The organism is Flexivirga endophytica (assembly GCF_014640635.1).
In the GTDB taxonomy this organism is placed as follows: domain Bacteria; phylum Actinomycetota; class Actinomycetes; order Actinomycetales; family Dermatophilaceae; genus Flexivirga; species Flexivirga endophytica.
This window is the reverse complement of the sequence record NZ_BMHI01000002.1, coordinates 46,282-71,902: the sequence shown is the minus strand read 5'-3', so window position 1 is coordinate 71,902 and position 25,621 is coordinate 46,282. Positions and strand designations below refer to the sequence as shown.

Annotated in this window: 23 protein-coding genes and 2 tRNA genes; 16 read left to right on the top strand and 9 right to left on the bottom strand. The window is 67.6% G+C overall.

The features are described 5' to 3' along the window. Nucleotides 1–4: 4 nt before the first annotated feature. Nucleotides 5–814: a DinB family protein gene (locus IEX71_RS05325; RefSeq protein WP_188835970.1), complete on the bottom strand. Its 810-nt coding sequence runs from the start codon at nt 812–814 to the stop codon at nt 5–7. A gap of 61 nt (nt 815–875) precedes the next feature. Here IEX71_RS05325 and recF point away from each other — a divergent pair, with 61 nt between their 5' ends. From recF to IEX71_RS05280, 10 genes are all read left to right on the top strand, one after another. Continuing rightward, a complete protein-coding gene (recF, locus tag IEX71_RS05320) occupies nt 876–2,018 on the top strand; it encodes a DNA replication/repair protein RecF (RefSeq protein ID WP_188835969.1) in 1,143 nt (380 codons plus the stop codon). After that, nucleotides 2,015–2,590 (top strand): DciA family protein, encoded by a 576-nt coding sequence (locus IEX71_RS05315; protein ID WP_308420955.1) that lies wholly within the window; start codon nt 2,015–2,017, stop codon nt 2,588–2,590. Before recF ends, IEX71_RS05315 begins: the two co-directional genes overlap by 4 nt. A 106-nt stretch (nt 2,591–2,696) precedes the next feature. Beyond that, entirely contained in the window at nt 2,697–3,470 is a 774-nt protein-coding gene (locus IEX71_RS05310) for a hypothetical protein (RefSeq protein ID WP_188835968.1), read from the top strand. A gap of 288 nt (nt 3,471–3,758) precedes the next feature. After that, nucleotides 3,759–5,849 carry a DNA topoisomerase (ATP-hydrolyzing) subunit B gene (gene gyrB, locus IEX71_RS05305; protein WP_188835967.1) on the top strand — a complete coding sequence of 697 codons (2,091 nt, stop codon included), beginning with the start codon at nt 3,759–3,761 and terminating at the stop codon, nt 5,847–5,849. 160 nt (nt 5,850–6,009) lie between these two features. After that, nucleotides 6,010–8,658, top strand: a complete 2,649-nt coding sequence (gene gyrA / locus IEX71_RS05300) for a DNA gyrase subunit A (RefSeq protein WP_188835966.1) — start codon at nt 6,010–6,012, stop codon at nt 8,656–8,658. Then, a complete protein-coding gene (locus tag IEX71_RS05295; protein ID WP_188835965.1) occupies nt 8,655–9,260 on the top strand; it encodes a DUF3566 domain-containing protein in 606 nt (201 codons plus the stop codon). Before gyrA ends, IEX71_RS05295 begins: the two co-directional genes overlap by 4 nt. A 115-nt stretch (nt 9,261–9,375) precedes the next feature. Beyond that, nucleotides 9,376–9,452: transfer RNA gene (locus tag IEX71_RS05290), tRNA-Ile, on the top strand. Nucleotides 9,453–9,482: 30 nt separating this feature from the next. Next, a complete protein-coding gene (locus IEX71_RS22430) occupies nt 9,483–9,617 on the top strand; it encodes a DLW-39 family protein (protein WP_229749494.1) in 135 nt (44 codons plus the stop codon). A 9-nt stretch (nt 9,618–9,626) separates the two neighbouring features. Beyond that, nucleotides 9,627–9,702: transfer RNA gene (locus IEX71_RS05285), tRNA-Ala, on the top strand. 224 nt (nt 9,703–9,926) lie between these two features. Further along, nucleotides 9,927–11,246 (top strand): lipase family protein, encoded by a 1,320-nt coding sequence (locus IEX71_RS05280; protein WP_188835964.1) that lies wholly within the window; start codon nt 9,927–9,929, stop codon nt 11,244–11,246. Between the two features lie 66 nt (nt 11,247–11,312). On the opposite strand, the gene IEX71_RS05275 is transcribed toward IEX71_RS05280, so the two are convergent. The 5 genes from IEX71_RS05275 to IEX71_RS05255 form a co-directional block, all read right to left on the bottom strand. Then, nucleotides 11,313–12,344: a GH25 family lysozyme gene (locus IEX71_RS05275; RefSeq protein WP_188835963.1), complete on the bottom strand. Its 1,032-nt coding sequence runs from the start codon at nt 12,342–12,344 to the stop codon at nt 11,313–11,315. Between the two features lie 393 nt (nt 12,345–12,737). Beyond that, nucleotides 12,738–13,037 (bottom strand): GIY-YIG nuclease family protein, encoded by a 300-nt coding sequence (locus tag IEX71_RS05270; RefSeq protein ID WP_188835962.1) that lies wholly within the window; start codon nt 13,035–13,037, stop codon nt 12,738–12,740. Nucleotides 13,038–13,685: 648 nt separating this feature from the next. Next, nucleotides 13,686–14,831, bottom strand: coding sequence for an alpha/beta hydrolase-fold protein (locus IEX71_RS05265; protein ID WP_188835961.1), 1,146 nt, complete (start codon nt 14,829–14,831; stop codon nt 13,686–13,688). Further along, nucleotides 14,824–15,849 carry a Type 1 glutamine amidotransferase-like domain-containing protein gene (locus IEX71_RS05260; protein ID WP_188835960.1) on the bottom strand — a complete coding sequence of 342 codons (1,026 nt, stop codon included), beginning with the start codon at nt 15,847–15,849 and terminating at the stop codon, nt 14,824–14,826. Before IEX71_RS05260 ends, IEX71_RS05265 begins: the two co-directional genes overlap by 8 nt. Beyond that, nucleotides 15,846–17,060: an ATP-grasp domain-containing protein gene (locus IEX71_RS05255; RefSeq protein WP_188835959.1), complete on the bottom strand. Its 1,215-nt coding sequence runs from the start codon at nt 17,058–17,060 to the stop codon at nt 15,846–15,848. Before IEX71_RS05255 ends, IEX71_RS05260 begins: the two co-directional genes overlap by 4 nt. Before the next feature lie 92 nt (nt 17,061–17,152). Here IEX71_RS05255 and dinB point away from each other — a divergent pair, with 92 nt between their 5' ends. Then, on the top strand, nt 17,153–18,373 hold the full coding sequence (gene dinB / locus IEX71_RS05250) for a DNA polymerase IV (RefSeq protein WP_188835958.1): 1,221 nt from the start codon (nt 17,153–17,155) through the stop codon (nt 18,371–18,373). Here the strand turns inward: dinB and IEX71_RS05245 are convergent. Both IEX71_RS05245 and IEX71_RS05240 read right to left on the bottom strand, forming a co-directional pair. Beyond that, nucleotides 18,364–18,669, bottom strand: coding sequence for a Rossmann-fold NAD(P)-binding domain-containing protein (locus IEX71_RS05245; RefSeq protein ID WP_188835957.1), 306 nt, complete (start codon nt 18,667–18,669; stop codon nt 18,364–18,366). The genes dinB and IEX71_RS05245 overlap by 10 nt on opposite strands. Before the next feature lie 144 nt (nt 18,670–18,813). Continuing rightward, entirely contained in the window at nt 18,814–19,752 is a 939-nt protein-coding gene (locus IEX71_RS05240) for a hypothetical protein (protein WP_188835956.1), read from the bottom strand. 142 nt (nt 19,753–19,894) lie between these two features. Here IEX71_RS05240 and IEX71_RS05235 point away from each other — a divergent pair, with 142 nt between their 5' ends. Together IEX71_RS05235 and IEX71_RS05230 are read left to right on the top strand one after the other, a co-directional pair. Then, complete coding sequence (locus tag IEX71_RS05235) at nt 19,895–20,413, top strand: peptidylprolyl isomerase (protein WP_188835955.1); 519 nt, start codon at nt 19,895–19,897, stop codon at nt 20,411–20,413. Between the two features lie 21 nt (nt 20,414–20,434). Further along, nucleotides 20,435–21,301 carry a rhomboid family intramembrane serine protease gene (locus IEX71_RS05230; protein WP_188835954.1) on the top strand — a complete coding sequence of 289 codons (867 nt, stop codon included), beginning with the start codon at nt 20,435–20,437 and terminating at the stop codon, nt 21,299–21,301. A gap of 43 nt (nt 21,302–21,344) precedes the next feature. Here IEX71_RS05230 and IEX71_RS05225 read toward each other — a convergent pair whose 3' ends face one another. Next, entirely contained in the window at nt 21,345–22,352 is a 1,008-nt protein-coding gene (locus IEX71_RS05225; RefSeq protein WP_188835953.1) for a LacI family DNA-binding transcriptional regulator, read from the bottom strand. Between the two features lie 217 nt (nt 22,353–22,569). Between IEX71_RS05225 and IEX71_RS05220 the strand changes: the two genes are divergently transcribed. The 3 genes from IEX71_RS05220 to IEX71_RS05210 are packed head-to-tail and all read left to right on the top strand — an operon-like array spanning nt 22,570 to nt 25,615. Next, entirely contained in the window at nt 22,570–23,697 is a 1,128-nt protein-coding gene (locus tag IEX71_RS05220) for a substrate-binding domain-containing protein (RefSeq protein WP_188835952.1), read from the top strand. Between the two features lie 5 nt (nt 23,698–23,702). Next, nucleotides 23,703–24,785 carry an ABC transporter permease gene (locus tag IEX71_RS05215; RefSeq protein ID WP_188835951.1) on the top strand — a complete coding sequence of 361 codons (1,083 nt, stop codon included), beginning with the start codon at nt 23,703–23,705 and terminating at the stop codon, nt 24,783–24,785. Between the two features lie 35 nt (nt 24,786–24,820). Then, nucleotides 24,821–25,615, top strand: a complete 795-nt coding sequence (locus IEX71_RS05210) for an ATP-binding cassette domain-containing protein (RefSeq protein WP_188836530.1) — start codon at nt 24,821–24,823, stop codon at nt 25,613–25,615. Nucleotides 25,616–25,621 lie beyond the last annotated feature (6 nt).

The following is a 25,621-nucleotide window of genomic DNA, read 5'->3' as shown; positions in this document are numbered from 1 at the left end:
TCTTTCAGTCGGGTCGCTCTTGCCGGTCGTGGAGTTCGGTGTTGGGTGGCTCCGTGTCGGTGGCGGCACGCGAGTCGATGACGTCGAGGTCGCGGACGGCGTAGCGCAGGTGCTCCCACTCCTCTTCGAGGATCGTGTGCAGGCACGACAGGGTGGTCTCGGGAAACTCGGGCTCCCAGGGGTTCTTGCGGGGCGTGCGCAGCTCCTCGGGCGACAGCTCGGCAAGGAAGTCGCGCACCATCGCCACGTGGTCGGCGCGCACCTCCAGCACCTCCTCGTATGACGGGGACGCCTGACCGAAGACCGACAGATCCCCACCGTCGGTGGCGTATTCGGCATGCGGCTGACCGAGCGGGTGGAACGGCTGCTCGACGCCGAGGATCGCCCGACGCAACCAGACGTCCGTCGCCATCACCAGATGCCGCAACGTCTGCGCGAAGGACCACTCGCCGTCGATCGACACGTCGACGGTGCCGGTCGGCATGGAGGCGACTCGGTCGACGGCACCGGCCCACGCGCCTTCGACGGCCGACCAGGCCGACCGCAACGTGTCGGGGTCGGCGGCGTGCCGCTGCTCGCGGCCGGGAAACCTGCGGTTGAGCTCCGAGTCGACGAAGGGCCGCACGTCGACGCCGTTGACCAGGAGTGGTTGATCGCCGTCGAACAACCAGGGCGCGTCGATCTCCGCACCGGACACGTCGACGGACCGCATCACGACTTCGGACAGGTCGGAGCGCACGAAACGGGCACCGCGCAGGCTGACGTCCGCGAACCTGGCATCGCGCAGATCGTCGGACGAACTGAAAGTGACCATGCCTCCACGATCCCACCGCGGGCCGACAACGGGAACTCTCACCGCAACTAGACTCGAGCGTGTGTTCGTGCGGCATCTGACTCTGATGGACTTCCGGTCCTATGAGTCCGCCGACCTCGAATTCACCGACGGTGTCAGCACTTTCGTCGGCCTCAACGGCCAGGGCAAGACCAACATCGTCGAGGCGATCGGCTACCTCGCCTCGCTGTCTTCGCACCGCGTCGCCCAGGATGCTCCGTTGGTGCGCGCCGGCGCGGAGCAGGCGATCGTGCGTGGCGCGGTCGTACGGGACGGACGCGAGCAACAGGTCGAGCTCGAGATCAACCCGGGCAAGGCCAACCGAGCCCGCCTCGGCAAGTCGCCGGTCACCCGGCCACGCGACGTCCTGGGTGCGCTGCGCACGGTGCTCTTCGCGCCCGAGGACCTGGCCCTGGTCAAAGGGGACCCCAGCGAGCGCCGCCGTTTCCTCGACGACCTGCTGGTGGCCCGCCAGCCGCGTTGGGCCGGCGCCCGCGGTGACTACGACAAGATCCTGAAACAGCGCAACGCTCTGCTCAAGACCGCGCGGACGGCGCCCGACCGTGCTGCGGCCCTGGCCACCCTCCCGGTCTGGGACAGCCACCTCGCCTCTGTCGGCGCCAACCTCATCTACGCCCGGCTGCGGCTGCTGCGCGACCTGCAGCCCTACCTGCGGCTGGCGTATGACGAGGTCAGTGCCGGCCAGTCGGACGCCCAGATCACCTACAAGAGCTCCTTGTATGACGAGCTCGCCGACCAGCTCGCCGCGGGAGAGGTCCCCGAGGTGGCCGAGCTGGAGGCCGGCTTCGCCAAGACCTTCGAGCAGCAGCACCGGGCCGAGGTGGAGCGCGGCCAGACCCTGGTCGGACCGCACCGCGATGAGATGGTGTTGCGGCTCGGCGCCCTACCCGCCAAGGGATACGCCAGCCACGGTGAGTCCTGGTCCTTCGCGCTCGGTCTGCGGATCGCCGCCTTCCAGTTGCTGCGGCACGACCTGGGCACCGACCCGGTGCTGGTGCTCGACGACGTCTTCGCCGAGCTGGACGCGGGCCGTCGGCGCCGGCTGGCGTTGATGGTCGCCGACTGCGAGCAGGTGCTCATCACCGCTGCGGTCGACGACGACGTGCCCGAGTCACTGACCGGCCAACAGTTCACCGTCACCATGGGCGAGGTGAGACGGGCGTGAGCGACACGGACGGCGTCGACCCCGGGGAAACCGAGCGGCCGGCCGATGACACGGACGGCACGGTCGACCAGGAAACCGCGATGGATGCCGTCCGCGACGCACTGCGTCGTGCTCGGATCTCCGCGCGGGAGAAGGGTTTTCGGCCCGGTGCGCCGGCCAGGCGCCGACCCCGTAAGGCTGGTGATCTGGGCACCGGCCGGGCCCGACCCGATGCTCGGGACCCGGCGATGATCGGTGACCAGCTCGACCGGTTGCTGGTCGACCGGGGCTGGCAGGTGGACGTCGCGGCCGGTTCGGTGATGGGTCGCTGGGACGAGATCGTCGGCGAGGCGGTCGCCGCGCACGCCCAGCCGGTGTCGTTCACCGACGGCGAGTTGACCGTCCGTGCCGACTCCACCGCGTGGACCACCCAGCTGCGGTTGTTGTCCTCGACGCTGCTGGGCAACTTCGAGAAGGCTGTGGGGCCGGATGTCGTGGAGTCGCTGCGGATCGTCGGGCCGAACGCACCGAGCTGGAAGAAGGGACCACGCACCGTCCGCGACGGACGTGGACCGCGGGACACCTATGGGTGAGAGAAAGGTCGCGGGCCCGGATCTGGGCGCGACACGGCCCGCGCACGTACAGTAGGTCGAGTTTTGTGACAAGCAGACGACTTCTACTGGCAGGAATTAGTACAACGTGAGTCATGACCAACCCGGTCAGGACGACCCGCGCGGCGGCCGGGACGAGTTCGACCACTTCTTCAGCGACCGTGGCAACGGGTCCGAGGCGACCGATCCCGACCAGATGGCTTGGGCCGACCCGGCATACACCGACAGCGACCGGACCCAGAGCACCCAGCACGCGCCCTACGTCCGCCCACCGCAGCCGCAGCGCGACGAATACGGGCCGGCCGACCACGGCGGTTACTACCCGCCCGAGGCCTACTACCAGGAGCCGCAGCAACGGCGCGGTGCGATGTGGGCGCCGGTCGCCGTCATTGTCGCCTCGCTGGCGATCGTGGTCGTCGTGATCGCGCTGATCCTGAACAACTCCAGCGGCAAGATGGCCCAGGGCGCGTTCACACCGACGCAGACGGTGACGCAGACCTCCACCGGTCAGTCGCCGTCGAAGGAGTCCTCCTCGCAGGGTCCGTCGTCCAGCAGCCCCAGCTCGTCATCGAAGAGCAGCTCGAGTTCGAGCTCGTCCAGCCCGAGCTACGCCACCGCGCTCCCCGGTGCGGCGGGCGCGTGTCCGGGCACGGATTCCTACGGCACCGGCCCGAAGACGTCCTGCACGTTCGCGGGCGTCGTCGCCACGCTCTACAACGCGAAGAAGAACGATGCCGGCCAGGCGTCGTTCCGGGCCAAGTCGCCGGCGACCCACGACAACTACAAGGTCAGCTGTCAGGCGGAGTCCTACGTCACCTGCACCACGGAGACCGGAGCGATCATCTACATCCTGCGCAAGTAGCTTCAGCACCCGGCTACGCACGCGTGAACGCGTCGTGAACGCGCTGATGGCCCCGGGCAGGTGTGGGGAATCGCGAAGCACTCGGATCGGCCCGCAAATTGCCGTTCACGGCACGGCAGACGTGGTTTTGCGACGGCGACAGGGTATGCTGGGACGTAGATTCTGAGCATGTGATATCGGCTTCCGCGGCTCGCCTCACGGCGAGCCGCAGGCGTGCCCGGCTCAGTTTCCTTCGCGTCCGTCCTTCCCGACGGATGTGCAGAACGTCGCCCGACCCCGAGGAGCACTGTGTCCGACACCGCTGCGCAGCAATCACCCGACGAGGACCAGCCGACGACACCGCCGGCGGGCGGCGACGACGGCGGCGCATCGACATACGGTGCCGAGGACATCCAGGTCCTCGAGGGACTCGAGGCGGTGCGCAAGCGACCCGGCATGTACATCGGCTCCACCGGCCCGCGCGGCCTGCACCATCTGGTCACCGAGATCGTCGACAACGCCGTGGACGAGGCGATGGCCGGGTATGGCGACCACATCGAGGTCACGATCCTGCCGGACGGCGCCGTCCGCGTGCGTGACCACGCCCGCGGCATACCTGTTGCGATCAACGAGGCGTACGGCGTCTCGACCGTCGAGCTGGTGCTGACCCAGTTGCACGCGGGTGGCAAGTTCGGCGGTGGCGGCTACAAGGTCTCCGGTGGTCTGCACGGTGTCGGGTCCTCGGTCGTCAACGCACTGTCGACCAAGCTCACGGCGGACGTCCGCCGCAACGGCAAGATCCACTACATGGAGTTCGACCACGGCGAGCCCCTCGCGCCGTTGTCGGTCATCGGCGAAACCGACAGGGACGACCACGGCACCACGATCACCTTCTGGGCCGACGGCGAGATCTTCGAGTCGGTCGACTACGACTTCGAGACGATCCGGGCGCGGTTCCAGCAGTACGCCTTCCTCAACAAGGGTCTGGCGATCACGCTGACCGACGAGCGGGTGCAGAAGGTCGACGAGGGCGCCGAGGAGGAGGCGCTCGCCGGAGCCACCGCGAAGGACGAGGTCGAGGACGAGTCCGGCAAGCCGCGCACTGTCACCTACCGCTACGACGACGGCCTGATCGACTACGTCAAGCACCTGAACTCCTCCAAGCGCAGCGAGCCGGTGCACGACGACATCATCGCGTTCGAGCACGAGGACCCCGATCGGCTGTTGTCGGTCGAGATCGCCATGCAGTGGACGACGGCATACAGCGAGTCGGTGCACACCTACGCCAACGCGATCAACACCCACGAGGGCGGCACCCACGAGGAGGGTTTCCGCACCGCGATGACCTCCCTGGTCAACACCTTCGCGCGCAACCAGAAGTTGCTGAAGGAGAAGGACGACAACCTCACCGGCGACGACATCCGCGAGGGGCTGACCGCGGTGGTGTCCGTCAAGCTGGGTGAGCCGCAGTTCGAGGGACAGACGAAGACCAAGCTCGGCAACTCCGAGGTCAAGGGCTTCGTGCAGAGCGCGGTGCGTGATGAGTTCGAGCACTGGCTGGCGCAGCACCCGCGCGAGGGTCAGGCGATCGTCCGCAAGTCGATCCAGTCGGCGGCCGCCCGGCTGGCGGCGCGCAAGGCACGCGAGGCGACCCGCCGCAAGGGCCTGCTGGACTCCGCGGCGATGCCCGGCAAGCTCAAGGACTGCCAGAGCAACGACCCGACCCTCTCCGAGGTGTTCATCGTCGAGGGCGACTCCGCCGGCGGCTCGGCGGTCCAGGGCCGCGACCCGTTCAACCAGGCGATCCTGCCGATCCGCGGCAAGATCCTGAATGTCGAGAAGGCCCGCATCGACAAGGTGCTGGCCAACAACGAGGTGCAGTCGCTCATCTCGGCGTTCGGCACCGGCTTCGGCGAGGACTTCGACATCGAGAAGGCCCGCTACCACAAGATCGTGCTGATGGCCGATGCCGACGTCGACGGCATGCACATCCGCACCCTGCTGCTGACGTTGCTCTTCCGCTTCATGCGACCGCTGATCGAGGCCGGTTACGTCTACCTGGCGCAGCCGCCGCTCTACCGCATCAAATGGAGCAACCGCGAGCACGAGTTCGCGTTCTCCGACAAGGAGCGCGACGGACTGCTGAAGATCGGCCAGGCCGCGGGCGGGCGACTGCCCAAGGAGAACCCCTACCAGCGCTACAAGGGTCTGGGCGAGATGAACTACCAGGAGCTGTGGGAGACCACCATGGACCCCGAGCACCGCACGCTGTTGCAGGTGACCCTGGACGACGCCGCAGCTGCCGACGAGATCTTCGCGGTGCTGATGGGCGAGGACGTCGAGAGCAGGCGCGGGTTCATCCAGCGCAACGCGAAAGACGTGAGGTTTCTGGACATCTAGCGCCTCGCTGGTCGAGTAGGGCGGAGCGCCAGCGGAGCCCGTATCGAGACCCGAGGCGGCGCACGTGGTCTCGATACACCTCCTCCGCTTCGCTCCCCCGGCACTCGACCGACGCGCCGTCATACACGAACTTGAATTGCATTGAGAATGAAGGAAACTCATGACTGACGACACCATGCCTCCCGGTGGCGACGAGCCGAGGTCCAACGTCGACCCGATCGACCTCAACACCGAGATGCAGCGCAGCTACATCGACTACGCGATGGCGGTCATCGTCAGCCGCGCGCTGCCGGACGTGCGTGACGGCATGAAGCCGGTGCACCGCCGCATCGTCTACGCGATGTTCGACGGTGGCTACCGCCCGGACCGCGGCTACAACAAGTGCAGCCGTGTCGTCGGTGACGTGATGGGTCAGTACCACCCGCACGGTGACAGCGCGATCTACGACGCGATGGTCCGCCTGGTGCAGCCGTGGTCGATGCGCTATCCGCTGGTCGACGGGCAGGGCAACTTCGGCTCGCCGGGCAACGACGGGGCCGCCGCGCCGCGATACACCGAGTGCCGGATGGCGCCGCTGGCGATGGAGCTGGTGCGCGACATCGAGAAGGAGACCGTCGACTTCGAGCCCAACTACGACGGCAAGACCATGCAGCCGACGGTGCTGCCGGCACGCTTCCCCAACCTGCTGGTCAACGGCGCCTCCGGTATCGCGGTCGGTATGGCGACACAGATCCCGCCGCACAACCTGCGCGAGGTCGCCGCGGGCGCCCAATACCTGCTCGAGCACCCGGAGATCTCCCGTGAGGAGTTGTTGGAGAAGCTCATCGAGATCATCCCGGGTCCGGACTTCCCGACCGGTGCGCTGATCCTGGGCAAGAAGGGCATCGAGGACGCCTACCGCACCGGCCGCGGGTCGATCGTGATGCGTGCGGTGGTCAACGTCGAGGAGATCCAGGGCCGCCAGTGCCTGGTGGTCACCGAGCTGCCCTACCAGGTCAACCCGGACGCGCTCGCCGAGAAGATCGCCACCCTGGTGCGCGACGGCCGCATCTCCGGCATCGCCGACCTGCGCGACGAGACGTCCGGCCGCACCGGCCAGCGCCTGGTCGTGGTGCTCAAGCGCGACGCGGTGGCCAAGGTCGTCCTCAACAACCTCTACAAGCACACGCAGCTGCAGCAGAGCTTCGGCGCCAACATGCTGGCGCTGGTCGACGGGGTGCCCCGCACGCTGCCGATCTCGGCATTCATCCGCTACTGGGTGGAGCACCAGGTCGAGGTCATCCAGCGCCGTACGACCTACCTGCTGCGTCGCGCCGAGGAGCAGATCCACATCCTGCGCGGTTACCTCAAGGCGCTGGACGCGCTGGACGAGGTCATCGCGCTGATCCGCCGCAGCCCGTCCGCGGAGGAGGCGCGCGGTGGGCTGATGGAGCTGCTCGGGGTCGACGAGATCCAGGCGGTCGCGATCCTCAACCTGCAGCTGCGCCGGCTGGCCGCCCTGGAGCGCCAGAAGATCACCGACGAGCACGACGAGCTGCAGCGCGCGATCGAGGACTACCAGGACATCCTGGCCAAGCCGGAGCGCCAGCGGCAGATCGTCAGCGACGAGCTGGCCGACATCGTCGACCGGTATGGCGATGACCGACGCACCCAGATCGTGCCCTTCGACGGCGACATGTCGATGGAGGACCTGATCCCCGAGGAAGACGTCGTCGTCACCATCACGCGCGGCGGTTACGCCAAGCGGACCAAGACCAACGAATACCGCTCGCAGCGACGGGGTGGCAAGGGCGTGCGCGGAGCCAACCTGCGTGGCGACGACGTGGTCGAGCACTTCTTCACCACGACGACGCACCGCTGGTTGCTGTTCTTCACCAACGCCGGCCGGGTCTACCGGGCCAAGGCCTACGAGCTGCCCGAGGGCAGCCGCGACTCCAAGGGCCAGCACGTCGCCAACCTGCTCGCCTTCCAGCCCGGCGAGCAGATCGCCCAGGTGATGGCGTTGCAGGACTACGACGCCGCGCCATACCTCCTGCTGGCGACCAAGCGTGGTCTGGTCAAGAAGACCAAGCTGACCGACTACGACTCGCCGCGCACCGGCGGGCTGATCGCGGTCAATCTGCGCGACGGCGACGAGCTCGTCGGCGCGGGCCTCGCCAGTTCCGACGACGACGTGCTGCTGGTCTCTCGCAAGGGGCAGTCGGTGCGGTTCAACGCGACCGACGACACGTTGCGACCGATGGGGCGCTCCACCTCGGGCGTGACCGGCATGAAGTTCCGCGACGGCGACGAGTTGCTGTCGATGAACATCGTTCCGGACGGCACGCAGCGCGACGACCTCTACCTCTTCGTCGTCTTCGAGAACGGCTTGGCCAAGCGCACCGACGTCGAGGACTACCCGGTCAAGGGTCGTGCCACTCTCGGCGTCAAGGTGGCCGCGATCTCCGACCGTGGCGGCGACCTGGTCGGTGCTCTCGTGGTCGAGCCCAGTGACGAGGTGCTCGTGGTGATGGAGAAGGGCAAGATCGTCCGCTCCCCCGTCGACGGCGTACGAGCCACCGGTCGATCCACCCAGGGCGTGCAGTTCGCGACCCCGGACAAGAAGGACTCGATCGTGGCTGTGGCGCGGAACGCCGAACGCGAAGTCGAAGAGGAACAGGCAGATGGCGTACCGTCGGGCGAGTCGCCGGACGAAGGCGACACGGACGCCGAGACCCCCGTCACTGACGAGTCGGTCGAGACGGACGAGCAGGCCGACAACGAACCTGACCGTGAGCAGACTCCGGACGAGCCGGGAGACGATGAGTGAGCACTGACGGATCCGACGCCGACAAGGGCGCCGGGACGACTGCGACCGACAGTGGCGCAGTCCGTCTTCCGGGCGCTGCAGCCGGTGGCAAGAAACGCGCCGCCCCTCCGCCGCCGCGACAGGGCGCCCGGCCGACACCGAAGGCTGGTGCGAAGGGCAGGCCCACCAGGCCGACCAGCCAGCAGCGTCGCCCAGCGCCCCGTGGCGCGGCCGCCGGCCGTCGGCCGGGTGGCCGCAGCACCCCGCGCCGGGTGCGGCTGACGCTGTCCCGGGTCGACCCGTGGTCGGTCATGAAGATCGCGTTCCTGCTGTCCGTGGCGATCGGCATCGCGATGGTCGTGATGATCGCGATGCTGTGGATCGTGTTGCAGGGCATGGGTGTCTGGGACAACGTCAACGAGTTGTTGCGGACGCTGGAGACCAGCGGCAAGACCTTCGACATCATGGACTACGTCGGCTTCGGTCGCGTCGTCTCGTTGTCGGTCGTGATCGCCGTGGTCGACGTGTTGCTGATGACCGCGCTGGCCACTCTCGGCGCGTTCCTCTACAACATCTGTTCGTCGTTGGTCGGCGGCGTGCAGATGACCCTCTCGGACGAATAGTCGAAGCTCTCGCCGGTCGAGGGCGTCTCCGGACCTCGTTTTGGATCTGCCCCCTCCGGTGAGATAGTCTCGTCCGGCGTCCACGGCATTCTGCCGCGGACGACGGACGGTGCACGGGCCTATAGCTCAGTCGGTTAGAGCGCTTCCCTGATAAGGAAGAGGTCACAGGTTCAAGTCCTGTTAGGCCCACCACCACGTCCCGCAGTCGATCGGAGCCCAAAGATGTTGAAGAAGCTCGCAGTGCTGCTCGGCCTCGCCGGGGTTGCCGTCGCCGTCAAGCAGAAGCTCGACCGGAAGAACGACGCCAAGGACCTCTGGGCCCAGGCCGCCGACAAGCCGGGCAACAGCTCCAACTGAACTGAACACGGGGACTTAGCTCAGCTGGTAGAGCACCGCCTTTGCAAGGCGGGGGTCAGGGGTTCGAGCCCCCTAGTCTCCACCATCCCCCCACTGATCCCGAGTCGCGTCGCGGCTCGGGATTTTGTATGCCGCGGCCGGCGGACCCACGGCTTCCCCTTATGCCGAGAGTGCGCCAGAGCGCACCTGCGGCATACCCGTGAACTGCGACGCTGCCCCAGCAGGCCCTTGCGGAACGAACTTACCTACCAGTAACTTGTCGCTCGCACTGTGATCCCCCTCACCCTCGCGACAAGGACGTCACTGACGATGCAACGCAAGCGAACCCTCGGAGCACTGGTCGCCGTCACGCTGGCGGCAGGCACGATCGGCGGTATGACGGCCGCCCCCGCGCACGCCGCCACCGCCGACTTCTTCACCTACCACGGCAGCAAGCCGCTTGCGTCATACCGACCAGGAGCGGTCCTGGACACCCGCACGATCGACTACCACGTGCTCGGCATCGCGGTCCCGCTGAAGGTCGAGCAGGTCCTCTACCGTTCGACCAACGCCGCAGGAGAGCCGATCGCCAACGCCACCTCGGTGATCATGCCGCCCGGCAAGACCAAGAGCGGCCAGGCGGTCTCCTACCAGTCGTTCTACGACTCGCTCAACGTCGCCGACAGCCCCTCGCGGGTGATCGCCGGCAACCAGCGGCTGCCCGGCGGCGGCATCGTCAACTTCGAGACGGCGCTCATCACCCCGATGCTGCTGCAGGGCTACCCGGTGGTGATGCCCGACACCGAGGGCCCGACGGCGGACTTCGCCGCGGGACCCGAATACGGCACCACGACACTGGATTCGGTCCGCGCGGTGAGCACCGCGACCGGCACCGGCATCAACACCAGCACGAAGTTCGCGTTGTTCGGCTACTCCGGTGGCGCGATCGGCACCAACTGGGCGGCGGCACTCGCCCCGTCATACGCACCGGACGTCAACGAGCGACTGGTCGGCGCGGCCGAGGGCGGCCTGCTGGTGGCACCGGCGCACAACCTGAAATACGTCTCGGGCACCCCGGTCTGGGCCGGCGTTGCGCCGATGGCCGTCGCCGGTGCCGCGCGCGCCTTCGGGCTCGACATGGCGCCCTACCTCAACGCCAAGGGCTCCCAGGTCATGCAGGACGTGCAGGACAAGTCCTTCCCGGAGGGGCTGCTGGCGAACCCGTTCATCACCTGGCAGCAGATGGTCAAGCCGGAGTACGCGAATCCCAACTCGGTGAAGCCGTTCGTCGACGCGGTCAACAAGCTCAACCTCGGGCAGCGCCCGTCGCCGACCGTGCCGATGTACATCGCGCAGGGCGCCGGCGGCTACTTCGAGGGCACGCCCGGCAACAAGCCCGGTATCGGCGCCGGTGACGGGGTGATGATCGCCGGTGACGTCCGCACCCTCGCTCGGCAGTACTGCGGCGACGGGACCACCGTGAAATACCAGCAGCTGGGCCTGCTGTCGCACGTCGGCACCGCACTTCCCTGGGCGGCCGCGACGATCGGCTGGGTCAACGACCGGTTCGCCGGGAAGGCCGCGCCGACCAGTTGCGGGTCGATCGCGAAGGGCAACTCCCTGGCGCCCGAGGTGTATGCCGGAAGCTGACACACCGGCACGCCATACGAACGCCCCCACCGGCTCCTGGGCCGATGGGGGCGTCGAGGTGTGCGGCTAGCTGTTGTTGGCGAACGCCTTCAGCGCGGTGAGCGACCCGTTGAACTTGTTCTGGTCGATGCCGTTCGAGATGCCGTACTGCCAGATCGTCTGCTTGGCCCAGCCGCCCGGCAGCGTGCCGACAGTGGTCGGGTGGGCGAACCACAGCGCACTGCTGTGGAAGGCCGTGCTGTTGCCCGTGCAGTCCTGCCACCAGGACCGGTTGGTGTAGATGACCGGTGTGCGACCCTCCTTCAGCTTGTACTCGGCGACGAACGCCTTGATCCAGCTGACCATCGCCGCATCGGTCTTGCCGTAGCAGGTGCCTTCGACGTCGAGCGCGCCCGGCAGGGTGTAGCCGTCGGCCCGCCACCCGCCGCCGTGACTGATGAAGAAGTCGGCCTGCGTCTTGCCGGACGCACCGGCCGGGTTCGCGAAGTGGTAGGCACCGCGGATGATGCCGGCGTTGCGCGAGCCGTTGTAGTTGCGCGAGAACGTCGGGTCGGTCCAGGTGCTGCCCTCGCTGGCCTTCGCGTAGGCGAAGCGGACGCCGGCGGCTTTCTGGCTCGCCCAGTCGATGGTCGAGTTGTTGTCGCTGACATCGATGCCGCGCACACTCGCCGGTGCAGCGCCGATGCGGTGGGAGGCGTTGTTGTTCTTGAGCGTCGCGTTGAGGTTGCCCTTCGTGCCGGCCGCGAAGTTCTGGCTCGCTCCGCCATACCCGGAGTTGTAGAAGACCGTGACCGTCTTGCCGGTGCGGTTCCACACCGACGCCGCGTTGTTCTTGACGCACAGGCCCTGGCCCGCGCCGGCGCTCTTGAAGTCGTAACAACTGGGCTGCGTTGCGCCGTAGTCGCTGATCGAGGTGGTGAAGTCGGAGACCGAACCGGCCTCGTAGGAGTTGTAGTAGAGGCAGAATTCGCCGGTCTCGCACACGCCGTTGCGGGCCGTGGCCGCGTGGGCGGGTGATGCCGCCAGCGCGCCGGCGCCGACGAGCATCGTGGGTGCGGCGATCAGTGTCGCTGCGAGCTTGAAGTACGTCCTGCGCATGGTGGTCTCCTCCATGGGTTCATCAGAAATAGAACTGGTGCGAATGTGGGCAACGTGGCTCGTCAGGCGCGCAGCGCCTGGCCAGCGAGGTTGCACGCAGCGCACGAGTCGGTGCTGTCAGGAGTCAGCGTCCTCAGCAGCGCTGCGAGACCACTGCGATGCCGCTGCGAGCCGACCGCAGTGGCGCCCTCCGGCGGGTCGAGTAGGGCGAGGAAGTATGGCTACGAGTCGAGAAGGGCGAGGAACGAGCCCGTATCGAGACCGCGTGCGAGGTTTCGATACGCCCTCCGCAAGCTCCGGGCTACTCAGGGCGGCGCTCAACTCGCGAGCTTTGCGGGTCGAGTAGTGCCTCGGAGGAGCGCAGCGGGGGAGGGCACGTATCGAGACCCCGGTTCAGTCTCTGGTCGACCGTTTCCAGTTGCGCTTCTTCGACAAGCCAGGCAGGAGATCGAAACGGCCAGCGATGAGTGCCTCGCGCTTCGCACGACTCCACCCTTGGACCTTCTTCTCAAGTTCGTACGCCTCCCTGATGTGTTCGGCCTCGCGGGACCACACCAGCTCTACCGGGAGACGCTTGCGCGTGTAGTCCCCGCCGGCACCGGTCGCGTGTTGCGCCATACGGAGATCAAGGTCCTTCGTGCTGCCGACGTAATAGGAGCCATCGCCGCAGCGGAGAATGTAGGTCCAGGGCATGACCAGATGATGGGTGACAGCACCGCCGTGCTGGAGCCGCCTCGGCCTTCGCTGTGCAGAACTGGCCGGCAGGTGCCGGGATGTGGATTCTGCGGACCCATTCGTGCTGGTTTCGATACGCCCTCCGCAGGCTCCGGGCTACTCAGGGCGGCGCTCAACCCGCGGGTTTTGCGGGTCGAGTAGGGCGAGGAACGAGCCCGTATCGAGACCGCGTGGGCTGGTTCCGATACGCCTCCTCCGCTGCGCTCCCCCGGCTACCCTTCGATACGCCCTCCGCAAGCTCCGGGCTACTCAGGGCGGCGCTCAACCCGCGGGAAGTCGGCGGTTTCGATACGCCCTCCGCAAGCTCCGGGCTACTCAGGGCGGCGCTCAACCCGCGGGTTTTGCGGGTCGAGTAGGGCGAGGAACGAGCCCGTATCGAGACCGCGTGGGCTGGTTTCGATACGCCTCCTCCGCTGCGCTCCCCCGGCTACCCTTCGATACGCCCTCCGCAGGCTCCGGGCTACTCAGGGCGGCGCTCAACCCGCGGGTTTTGCGGGTCGAGTAGGGCGAGGAACGAGCCCGTATCGAGACCGCGTGGGCTGGTTTCGATACGCCCTCCACAAGCTCCGGGCTACTCAGGGCGGCGCTCAACCCGCCAGGGGCACGTCACTCGTAGACGTACTTCTGCGGGCCGGGGTAGATCCACGACAGGCCGTCGCGCAGGCGGTCGCGCCAGTCCTCCCACGAGTGGCCGTCACGGGCTTCGACATACCGCACTCGCATGCCGGCCCGCTCGAAGACCGGCACCATCGAGCGGTTGGGCACGATGAGCGGCTCGTACGTTCCACATGAAACGAACATCCGGGCGGCGACCTTGGCCGGCTGGGCGCGGTAGCGGTTCATGAAGCGCACCACCGGGTCGAAGGCCTCGCCCCCGCCGTGGTCGTCGCCGATGTCGGTGAACACGAACGACCCGGACTGCAGCAGCAGCGACCCGAACAGGTCCGGATAGCGGTATGCCGTCGACAGGCTCGCCACCGCGCCGAAGGACGCACCCATCAGACAGCGCCCGGAAGGCTTTGCCAGCAAAGGGAATTCGTCCTCCAGGCGAGGCAGCAACTCCTTGGCGATGAAACGCGCGTGCTGCACCGAGTTGGCGTATTCCTTGGTGCGATCGCCCGGATTGCTGAAGACCACGACGGTCTCGGCCATGTCGAGCCGGTGGATCAGGTTGTCCAGCACCGTCTTCATCGCGGCGTAGTGCAGGTAGTCGTCGCCGTCGTGCACGATCAGCAGCGGGTAGGTGTGCGTCGTGCGGAAGCGTGCGGGCAGGTAGACCCGGCACTCGCTCTTGCGCCGCAGCGCGGCCGACTGCACGGTCAGATCGACGATCTCGCCCGGTCGCGCCTCCGGATCCGGGTGAACCCAGTCGGGCACTGAATACCCGGTCGCCTGACAGACCGACGACGAGCCCACCGGGCTGTTGGCCACGTGTGGGTTGAGCGGGTCGTTGCCCTCCTCGTGGTGATCGCCATGGCGGACCTCGAGCTGGTACTCCACCCGCGACCCCGCCGGCAACTCGAGTATGACGAACCACAGCGACGTGCCGGGCAGCCGCCGCATCGGCACCCGCTGCGGCTGACCGACGATCCGATGCCGGACCCACACCTCGTCGGCTTCGCCGCGGAAGAGGAAGGTGCACTTCTCGCCCTCGACGATCGGCACCGAGTGCTGCTGCAGGAATCGGTCGATGGCGTTGTCGTCCAACGGTTTACGTGCCCGCAACCGGTGGATCGCCAGTTGTCTAGCCATCGGTAACCCCACGAAGTTCTCCCCCGCTTCGCTCCTCCGATACTTCGTGGGGGCCCCGATCCATTCTGCCGACATTTCGCAGGGCGGCAAACGTGCTGACATTGCCGGACTCGTCCAGCACTGGCGCGGTCGCGGGCAGTCCGCCGTTCGGGGTCAGGTCGACCCGGGCTCCGGGATCCAGTGGCAGGCACACCGCCGGCGCAAAGCGTCGCACCATCAACGACATCCGTGCCGTGTCCTGCATTTGCAGACGTTGGTGCGGCGACGGCAACACCACGGCATCATGCAACAGACCGAGCCCGTCGTCATACACCTCGGGGGCGCGAGGCCCTCGAGATGCGTTGTCGTTGAAGAGAACAACGCGTTCGGTCAGCACCATCGCACCGGCCGACCAGGCGATGACCGGTAGCCGTTCGAGTCCCGCCGGCACCACGTTGAACAGGTGCAGCGCATCGAGCAGCTCACCCACGTGTCCGCCGGTGATGACGACCGCCTGCGCCTGGCCGAGCAGGTGCGCCACCTCCGCGCGGTGTGCCGCGATCAGCGGGTGCTCGTGCGGCCGAGTCGCCTGGTAGAACCCTGCGTTGATCTCGCGGACCCGCTCGAGGTGACGTCGGTCCAGCGAGCGCAGCACGTCCTCGGCATCGCTGAGCGCGAACCGCTTGGCTCGCTCGGAGCGTTCGGTCTGCGAGCGCAGCTCGGTCAGCGCCCGGGACGTATGGCGCACCCCGATCAGGTAGAGCTCCTGCAGGTCGGTCAGCTCGACCCCGCGGCGCCGGTGAGCAGCAGCGAAGTCCGGATCACGATCGAGCACGTCCTGGCGACGCGACCAGAGCGCGAGATTGGTGGCACGCCCGCCGAGGTGCTGGTCCAGCTCGTCGTCCGCCAGCTCACGCTCCTGCCAACCGGCGGTGATGGTGGCGAACGGACCGTCGAGCTGCAGGCCGGCGATGACCTTGTCGAGGCCCGGGCGACGCTGAGGACCCAGCAGCACCAACGGGTTCCGTGGCGGAGTCACCCCGCATGCACCCGCACCGTGTTGCCGACGTCGTCCAGCATGCCGCGCAGCACGTCGTAGTCCGGGTGCACCATGCGGACCCACGCGTTGGCCATGTAGCCGGCCTCGACGGGTTGGGTCGCGGAGCCGACCGGCAGGTGTGAGTCCAGGATCGACTCGCCGTACTTGGCGGTGATCTCGTCCCAGCCGCTGATCGACGTGATGGTGCCGTCGCGGTCGGGACGCAGGGCGATGATGCCCGCGGCCTTCGCCCGACTCGGGACGTGCCACACCTGGTGGTGCACGATCGCGTCCGCCCACGCGCGATAGATGTCGATGTCGTTGCCGGCGGCATACAGGTCCCAACAGCCGACGCCCGGCGGCCGCGCGCCGATCTCGCTGAAGCGCAGGCCTTTCGGGCTGACGAAGTACTCCATGTGGGTGGGCGCGGTGTGTATGCCGAGCACCTCGTTGACGCGCTCGCCAAGATCGCGCAGCTCCTGGTAGAACGGCGCCTCGTCGACGCGGTTAGTGGAGATGTACTGCGGGCTGACCCAGCGCGTCCGCATCGCCTCGAGCACGCCCGGGTAGTAGTGGCAGGCGAAGTCGAGACCGATGTGGCCGTCGACGCTGAGGGTGTCGTAGAACCCCTCGTGTCCCTCGACGAACTCCTCGATGGCGATCGACTCGGTGGCTCCGAATGTCGCTGCCACGTCGACCAATTCGGCGAAGCTGTCCACGCGAGTGGTGCCGGCAGCGCCGGCGCCGGCGCGGGGTTTGAGGATGACCGGGTAGCCGTGCTCGTCGACGAAGTCACGCAGGTCGTCGAGACTGTGCGCCGCCGCCGAGGCCGCCGTCGGAACACCGGCAGCGCGCAACGTCTCCTTCATCGCCGGCTTGTCGCGGCACAGCCAGGTGGTCCGCACGGAAGTGCCGGGTATGCCGGTCGCCTCGCGCACGATCGCAGCGGGCAGCAGGTGCGACTCGATGGTCGCCTCCAACCCGTCGATCCACGCGATCGACTGGAAGTGCTCGACCGCCATACGCAATTGATCGACGTCGGTGACCGAGCCGATCTGGTAGTAGTGATCGACCCAGGACTGGAGTTGCTCGTCCAGCCACTCCCACGGTGTCTCGCCGACCGCGAAGACGGTCGCTCCCACCTCGTGCAGCGCTCTGGCGAACTCGCGCTGATTGCGCGGGAAGTTCGGCTCGACGAAGACGATGTTCATGAGACGTCAGGCTAACGGCATTGCCGGGATCTACACCACGGCGAAGGACAGGAGCTGAGCGAGAGGTCCTTGTCAGCGGGCGGTGCGAACATGTGTTCGTGGCAGAGGGCGATTTCCTGCACGCTGATCTCGACTCGTTCTATGCCAGCGTCGCGCAGCGTGACGATCCCGCGCTGCGCGGAAAGCCGGTGGCGGTCGGCGGTGGCATCGTGCTTGCCGCCAGCTACGAGGCGAAGGCGATGGGCGTCCGCACCGCCATGTCGGGGCGCATCGCCCGTCGGCTGTGCCCCGGTCTGATCGAGGTGCCGGCGACGTTCACCGCATACGTCGAAGCCTCTCGCGCGGTCTTCGAGATCTTCCGCGACATCACCCCGATCGTGGAGGGCGTCTCGATCGACGAGGCGTTCCTGGACGTCGGCGGCCTGCGCCGGGTGAGCGGATCACCCTCGACGGTCGGCACGACCCTGCGGCGCCGGGTGAAGGAGGAGGTCGGCCTGCCGATCTCGGTCGGCATCGCGGGCAGCAAGTTTCTGGCCAAGGTCGCGAGCGCCGCGAGCAAACCGGACGGCCTGCTCAGCGTGCCGGTTGGCCAGGAGCTGGCGTTCCTGCATCCGTTGCCGATCGAGGCGCTCTGGGGTGTCGGCAAGGTGACCGGCGGCAAGCTGCACGAGCGGGGCATCGGCACCGTCGGGGCGCTCGCGGCCCTCGACGAGCAAGCGCTGATCGACATCGTCGGTCCGGGCAGCGGCCGCCATCTGCACGCGCTGGCGCACGGCCGGGACCCGCGACGGGTCGAGACCCGCAGCAGGCGCCGATCCATCGGAGCGCAGCGGGCGATCGGCCGCGGGCGCCATACCGGCGCAGAGCTGGACGCGACGCTGGTCAGCCTGGTCGACAAGGTCACCCGCCGCCTGCGGTCCGGCGAGCGCATCGGCCGGACCTTCGTGCTGCGACTGCGGTTCGACGACATGACGCGGGTGACCAGGTCGCGCACCGTGCGCAGCGCGACGGCCGGCACCGACGCCTGGCTGGTCGCCGGCCGTGCGCTGTTGGAGGAGGCGATGCCGATGATCGCCGACCGCGGTGTGACCCTCGTCGGCATCAGCATCACCGGGCTGGACGAAGCCGGTGACGAGCAACTGGAACTCCCCTTCGACACCGACTCCCCGACCGCGCAGCGCAGGCCGGACGCCAGGCTGGACGGAGCGCTCGACGCGGTCCGTGACCGGTTCGGCAGCTCCGCCGTGACCCGCGCGGTGCTGCTTGGGCGGGCCGAGGGTTTCAGCACCCCGCAGCTACCGGATCAGCCCTGACGGCCGCCCGGTTGCTCGGCCAGAGCGCCATACCACGCCAGGGTGGTGCGCAAGCCGTCCTCGAGCGGGGTCGGTCGCCGGCCGAAGATCTCCTCGAAGGCGCTGGAGACCATGTTCTGCGGGATGCGGTGCTGGTAGAACATCTCGGCATACTCCGCCATGAACTGCTCGTCGAAGACGGCGTTCGGAGTGGGTTCGGGCAGAACCTCGGCCCGCAGGGGCCGGCCGACCAGCGCCGCGACCAACTCGTGGATCCGGGTCGTGCTGACCGCCGGCGCGGTGGGTAGGTGCCACACGCGGCCGAGCGTCTCGGGGTTCGTCGTGGTGCCCAGATCGACGAGGCCGGCGGCGATGTCGGGTATGTAGGAGTAGCTGTGCGGCAGGCGCAGATACGCGGAAACCCCCGAATCACAAGGTGATTCGGGGGTTCCGGGGTGATGTCACTCCTGTGCTGCGTGGCGCCCTCGGCGTCCTCCGGAGACGGTCGAGTCGGCCTTCTTCTCCAGGTCGCCGACGGCGTCGTCCGAGGTGCTCACGACAGCGGTGTCCTCGGCCGCCCGGGCATCGATCCGCTCGACCTCCGGCAGCTTGGGTTCGGCCTTCGTGGCGCCCCCCTTCTTCCCGCTGACGATCAGGGCGACCGCGCCGGCGCCGGCGAGGAGGCCGAGGGTGATCAGCAGGCCGCCCTTCTTGCGGCGCTTCTTGACGACCTCGGGTGCGACGACGTCGACCGCGTCGCGGGCGCGCTGTGGGAGGGCGGCATACGCCGAGCCACCCGCGGAACCGGCAGCGGCGATCGCCTCGTGCACGCGTGGCATCCACTCCTCGTGGAACAACTGGCGGGCCTGCTCGGAGGTGAGACCGGCGGCCGCTCCCGTCGTCTCCTTGGCGCGGGCCACTCGCGGCGCCGCGCTGTCCGAGGCGTCCGACGCGGCCTTCTTGGCGCTCTTCGCCTGCTTCCGGGCCTGCTTCTTCGTCTGCTTCGCGGTCTCCTCGGCCTGCTTCTTGGCCTGCTTGACCTGCTTCTTCACGGTGGCCACCCGCGGGGCCGCGATCTCGGAGGCGTCGCCCGCGGCGTCCTTGGCCTTCTCCCTGGCCCTGGCGACGTGCGGTGCCGCAGTGTCGGAGGCCTCCGCGGCGGCTTCCTTGGCCTTCGCGACGTGCGGGGCGGCGGCCTCAGCGACGGTCTCCTTGGCCTTCGCGACATGCGGCGCTGCGGCCTCGGTGGCCTTGTCGGCCGCATCGGAGAGGTGACCGGTGACGTTCTCCACGACCGGGGCGATCTTGTCGCGGCCGGCTTCCGCGGCGTCGGTTGCCGCCGACAGCAACTCGGATGCCTTGTCCTTGGCCACGTCCTTGCGCGAGGTCTTGCTGTGCACTGGAGCCCTCCTAGGCGTTGGGGTTCGCTTCATCCTGCCAAGACAGCCCGGGCTGCGCCAATGTGGCCTACCGCCTGAGAACAATCAGGTCGGTCCGGGTGCACCCGTGAGTATGCCGCCTCGGGGATGCGAGACTGGGACCATGATCGCAACGCTGCAGACCAATCACGGCGACATCAAGGTCAACCTCTTCCCGAACGACGCCCCCAAGACCGTCGAGAACTTCGTCGGTCTCGCGCAGGGCTCGAAGGAATACCAGGATGACGCAGGTCGCACCAACCCCACACCGTTCTACGACGGCCTGACCTTCCACCGGATCATTCCGGGCTTCATGATCCAGGGCGGCTGCCCGCAAGGCATCGGCGTCGGTGGCCCCGGCTACGCATTCGACGACGAGATCTCCCCGGACAAGAACTTCTCCGCGCCATACGTGCTCGCGATGGCCAACGCCGGCAAGCGCGGCGGCCACGGCACCAACGGCTCGCAGTTCTTCATCACCGTCGGTGCGACAACCTGGTTGCAGGGCAAGCACACCATCTTCGGTGAGGTCGCCGACCAGGCCAGCCGTGACGTCGTCGACAAGATCGCCGCCGTGCAGACCGGCGCCCAGGACCGCCCGGTCGAGCCAGTGGTCATGGAGAAGGTCACCGTCGAGGGCTGATCGAGCAGCGACGCTGATCTCATGACGAACCACATGGGGGATCTCCCCACCTGCCCACGCCACCCGGACCGGGTGGCGTTGGTGTCGTGCCAGCGGTGCGGTCGTCCCACCTGCGCCGAGTGCCAGCGGCCGGCCGCCGTCGGCGTGCAGTGCGTCGACTGCGTCAAGGCGCAGCACAAGGAGAGCCGCTCCCTGGTGTCGATGTTCGGCGGCCGGATGGCGCAGGGTCGTCCGATCGTCACGATCACCCTCATCGCGATCTGCGTCATCGTCTGGGTCGGACAGCAGATCAACGACAAGGTCACCACCGACCTGCTCTATGCGCCGGTCCTGTCCGGACAGGACCCGTGGCGGTTCATCACGGCGGCCTTCGTGCACTCACCGTCGTCGATCTTCCACCTGCTGTTCAACATGTACGCGCTGTGGATCGTCGGGCAGTACCTCGAGCCGATGCTCGGTCGCATCCGGCTGCTGGCGCTCTACCTGATCTCCGCGTTCGGTGGATCGGTCGGTTACGAGCTGCTGGCCTCCACACCCAGCTCACCGACCGACTACCCGAGCGGTTGGGTGACTCCGACGGTCGGTGCGTCCGGCGCGGTCTTCGGGCTCTTCGTCGCGGTGGTGATCCTCAACCGGCACCTCGGCCTGAGCAGCGGACCGATGGTCGCGCTGATCGTGATCAACGGCGTCCTCGGCTTCATCGTGCCGGACGTGGCCTGGCAGTCGCACCTGGGCGGTGCGATCACCGGTGGCCTCTGCGCCGGCGCCATCACGTTGCTCGGCCGCAACAGGGCACAACTGCAGTGGGCGGCCTTGGCCGCGATCACCGTGTTGCTGGTCGTGGCGGCCTACGTCCGTTTCGAGTCGGTGCACCTGCCGACGGGCTGACGTCATACGACCGGGCCAGCATACGGGCGGGCACTGAAAACCGTTATGCCGGAGCGGAAGTGGAGTCCCGGACGACGAGTTTGGGGTGGATCGACCTGCCGTGCTTGGGGGTGCCGTCGAGCGCGGACAACAGGCTGTCGACGGCGCGGCGGCCGACCATGTGGAAGTCCTGCCGGATGGTGGTCAGCGGCGGCAGGTAGTGCGCCGCCTCCGGGGTGTCGTCGAAGCCGATGATCGACAGGTCCCGCGGCACCCGGCGTCCGTCGTCGTGGGCGGCGTGGATGAGGCCCAACGCCATCTGGTCGTTGGCACAGAACACGGCGGTGCAGCCGCTGTCGCGAAGGTGCTCGAACGCCCGATAGCCCGATTCGGCGGACCAATCACCCTCGGCGATCGCGACCGGTCCGCTGCCGACGTCGGCGAGCGCCTCCTCGAACCCGTGCCGGCGGGCGGTCGCCTCGGACCAGTCCCCCGGCCCGGAGACATGGGCCAGCCGGCGATGGCCCAGCCGCCACAGGTGCTCGGCTGCCAGCTTGCCGCCGACCCGGTTGTCCACGGACAGTCGTGGGTCGCCGCTGTCGCACTGGATCATCACGACCGGCACGGGGTTGTGCAGTTTTGCCACCGCCGCCGCGGCCCGGATCTGTGGGGCCACCGCGATGATGCCGTCGACGCCTTCGCGGATCAGGTGGTCCAACGCATCGCTGAACTCGGCCACCTCGACACGGCCGGGGCTGGCCAGCACCACCGAGTAGCCGCGGTCCCGGGCCGCCTCCTCCACCGCTGCGATCGTGCTAGCCGGTCCGTAGTGGGACGCGCTCGCGGTGAGCAGCACGCCGATGGTGTGACTGCGGCTGGTGGCCAGGGTGCGCGCGGCCCGGTTGGGCCGATAGTTCAGCTCGGCCATTGCGGCCAGCACTCGCTCCCGGGTCGCGGGGCGGATGTAGGGGTGGTCGTTGAGCACCCGGGAGACGGTCTGGTGGGAGACGCGGGCCAGCTTGGCCACGTCCCGGATGCTCGGACTGCTCTTCGCGCTGGCGTTCACCGTCACAACCTGGAGCCTATCGATCGACGTCACTTATAACGATTTGGTCACGGCCAGCAAGAATCCCAGAAGTCATATGTGACCGGTCACATTTGTGACTACCGTACCTGTCATCGAACGAGGCGCTCCCCCGGATCACGCAGCAATGCAGCGGTAATGGCCCCGCAGAGCGCACCAGGCAGCGAATACCCCCGCGTCGTGCGGGGCAGGCGAGGAGCAGATGATGGACAACTCGGAATTCGGTGAATTCGAGGATCAGGACCCGACGCCCTACGGCACATCACGCCGGCGGATGATCCGCAACGTCGGAGCGCTGGGCATCGGCATGCCGGCGCTGGCGGTCCTGCTGGACGCGTGCAGCAGCAGCGGTGGCGGTGGCAGCAGCGGCGGCGGATCGAAGGGCGGCGGGCCCTACCCGGGCCACAAGTCGTTCAAGTTCAACCTGGTCAACCACGTGACCACCAACTCCTTCTTCACCCCGACGCGGTATGGCGCACAGGACGCCTGCACGATCCTGGGCTGCAGCTACAGCTGGACGGGCTCGGCCAACTCGGTCGTGTCGGACATGGTCAATGCGATGAACAGCGCGATCACGGCCAAGGTCGACGGGATCGCCGTTCCGGTGATCGACAAGTCGGCCTTCACCTCGCCCACCGAGAAGGCGTTGGCGGCCGGGATCCCGGTCCTGTCCTACAACGCGAATCCGCCGGTGGGCAGCAAGACCCCGGTGTTGTCCTACATCGGCCAGGACCTGACGCAGGCCGGGGTGGAGGCGGGCAAGCGGATCCTGAAGCACGTCAAGGCCGGTGACACGGTCGCCTGCATGATCGCAACGCCGGGCACGGGCAACATCCAGCCGCGGGCGGACGGCGCCAAGGGCGTGCTCGAGGCCGCGGGCGTCAAGTTCGTGCAGGTCGCCACGGGTGCTGCCGAGAGTCAGGAACTCTCGGCGGTCGACGCGTGGTTCCAGGGTCACAAGGACGCCAAGTTCCTGTATGCCGTGGACGCCGGCAGCGGCATCGCCGTCGCCAAGGCGGTTGCGAAATACAAGTCCACCGGCGTCAAGGGCTCCGGTTGGGACGTCGGCACCCCGACGCTGCAGCAGGTCAAGGACGGCAACCTCGACTTCACGATCGACCAGCAGGCCTACCTGCAGGGGTTCCTGCCGATCGTGCAGTTGTTCCTCTACCACGTGTCCGGCGGCCTGGTCGCACCCGTCAACACCAACACCGGCCTGAAGTTCGTCACCAAGGACAACGTCGACCCCTACCTGAGCAGCAAGAACCGCTACGAGGGTTCGGCAAGCAAGAAACTCTCGCTCAAGGTTCCGTCGAGCATCCAGGCCGGCTGATGGTGGTGAGTGAATCCACCCACGTCGCACCACCTCCCGCGCCCGAGGCGAAGGAGGCACGTGCGACCGCAGTGAAGCGCCGCTTGTGGCTGCGGCGGCTGCTGCAGGGTCAGGAGCTGGTGATCGCGGTCATCGGTGTCGCGCTCGCGATCTTCTTCAGCATCTACTCCTCGGCCTTCAGCAGCCAGTCCAACGTCGCCACGCTGTCGACATACGTCGCGCCGATCATGATCTTCGGCATCGCCGAGGTCTTCGTGCTGACCCTCGGCGAGATCGACCTGTCGGTCGGCGAGGTCTACGTGCTGTCGCCGTTCCTGGTCGTCTATCTGCACGACGCCGGCCTCGGCGTGCTCGGCGGCATCGTCATCTCGCTGGTCGCCTGCGCCGCGATCGGCCTGATCAACGGACTGATCACGGTGCTGCTCAACGTGCCGTCCTTCATCACCACGTTGGGCACCGTCTTCGCACTGCAAGGCATTGTTCTGTTGTCCTCCAACGGGATTCAGATCAATCCTGCTGGCTCCGGAACGATCGCGAAGATCCTCGGCGGTTCGACATATTCACCGATCATCTGGGCCCTCGCGATCGCGGTCGTCGGCCACATCGTTTTCCGGCGTACGACGTTCGGACTGCACGTGACGGCGGTGGGCGGCAACCAGACCGCCTCCGGCGAAGCGGGTGTCCGGGTCGGCGCGGTCAAGATCTGGTGTTTCGTGCTGTGTTCGCTGCTCGGTGGCCTGATCGGCATCCTGGACGGCTATCGGATCGGCAGTCTGAACCCGGGCACCGACGGCCTGACGATGATGTTCTACGGCGTCGCCGCAGCGGTGATCGGCGGCACGGCGCTGACCGGTGGCCGCGGCACCATGATCGGCGCCGGTATCGGGGCGATCGTGCTCGGCGTGCTCGAGGACGGGTTCAACATCATCGGCATCAACGCGTTCGCCTATCAGTTGGTCCTCGGACTGGCGATCCTCGGCGCGATGATCCTCAACATCCAACTGGAACGCACCCGTTCGGGACGCGGCTCCGGATCACTCGCGCGGCTGATCACCCGGCTCGGCGGCCGACGCGCCACCTCCTCATGAACCGGCCGGACCTCTCGAAGGCAGATCAGGTGAGCATGGACGACAAGACCGACCCTCCGGCGGCCGAGGACGTGCTGCGCGTCGAGGGCATCACCAAGGCGTTCGGTCCGATCAAAGTCCTGCGCGGGGTCGATCTGCACCTGGCTCCGGGCGAGGTGCTCGGCGTGGTCGGATCCAACGGCGCCGGCAAGTCGACCCTGGTCAAGATCATCACCGGCTACCAGCCACCGGACCAGGGCCAGTTGTATGTCGAGGGCGAGCCCGTCGACCTGCACTCGGTGCAGGACGCCCGCAGTCACGGCATCGAGACGGTCTTCCAGGACCTGGCGCTGGTCGACGAGCTGTCGGTCTATCACAACCTGTTCCTCAACCGGGAGGTCACCAGCGGCGGTCGTTTCCGTTTCCTGAACAACCGCCGGATGCGTGCCGACGCGATGCGCTACCTGGAGGAGATCCAGGTCGACATTCCCTCCGTCGATCTGCCCGTGGAGAAGTTGTCCGGTGGCCAGCGGCAGGCGATCGCGGTGGCGCGGGCGACCCGTCGGGAGGACGTGAAGATCCTGCTGCTCGACGAGCCACTCGCCGCGATGGGTGCCAAGGAGGCCAAGCTGATCATCGACCTGGTCAAGAGCCTGGCCCGCAACCGCGGGGTGTCGATGCTGGTCATCGACCACAACTACACGCACATCTTCGAGCTGTGCGACCGGGTGAATGTCGTTGAGCAGGGCCGGATCACGCTCGACAAGCGCACCGCGGACACCTCGCTGGCCGAGCTGACCGAGTTCATGGTGTCGTCCTATCGGCAACAGGTCGAAGGGGCGTCGGCCTAGCCGCCC

Bases quoted from the DNA above. Each gene is read 5' to 3' on its own strand.
- IEX71_RS05325 (WP_188835970.1), bottom strand. From the start codon at position 814: ATGGTCACTTTCAGTTCGTCCGACGATCTGCGCGATGCCAGGTTCGCG.
- gyrA (WP_188835966.1), top strand. From the start codon at position 6,010: ATGACTGACGACACCATGCCTCCCGGTGGCGACGAGCCGAGGTCCAAC.
- IEX71_RS22430 (WP_229749494.1), top strand. From the start codon at position 9,483: ATGTTGAAGAAGCTCGCAGTGCTGCTCGGCCTCGCCGGGGTTGCCGTC.
- IEX71_RS05280 (WP_188835964.1), top strand. From the start codon at position 9,927: ATGCAACGCAAGCGAACCCTCGGAGCACTGGTCGCCGTCACGCTGGCG.
- IEX71_RS05275 (WP_188835963.1), bottom strand. From the start codon at position 12,344: ATGCGCAGGACGTACTTCAAGCTCGCAGCGACACTGATCGCCGCACCC.
- IEX71_RS05270 (WP_188835962.1), bottom strand. From the start codon at position 13,037: ATGCCCTGGACCTACATTCTCCGCTGCGGCGATGGCTCCTATTACGTC.
- IEX71_RS05265 (WP_188835961.1), bottom strand. From the start codon at position 14,831: ATGGCTAGACAACTGGCGATCCACCGGTTGCGGGCACGTAAACCGTTG.
- IEX71_RS05255 (WP_188835959.1), bottom strand. From the start codon at position 17,060: ATGAACATCGTCTTCGTCGAGCCGAACTTCCCGCGCAATCAGCGCGAG.
- IEX71_RS05235 (WP_188835955.1), top strand. From the start codon at position 19,895: ATGATCGCAACGCTGCAGACCAATCACGGCGACATCAAGGTCAACCTC.
- IEX71_RS05230 (WP_188835954.1), top strand. From the start codon at position 20,435: ATGACGAACCACATGGGGGATCTCCCCACCTGCCCACGCCACCCGGAC.
- IEX71_RS05220 (WP_188835952.1), top strand. From the start codon at position 22,570: ATGGACAACTCGGAATTCGGTGAATTCGAGGATCAGGACCCGACGCCC.
- IEX71_RS05210 (WP_188836530.1), top strand. From the start codon at position 24,821: ATGGACGACAAGACCGACCCTCCGGCGGCCGAGGACGTGCTGCGCGTC.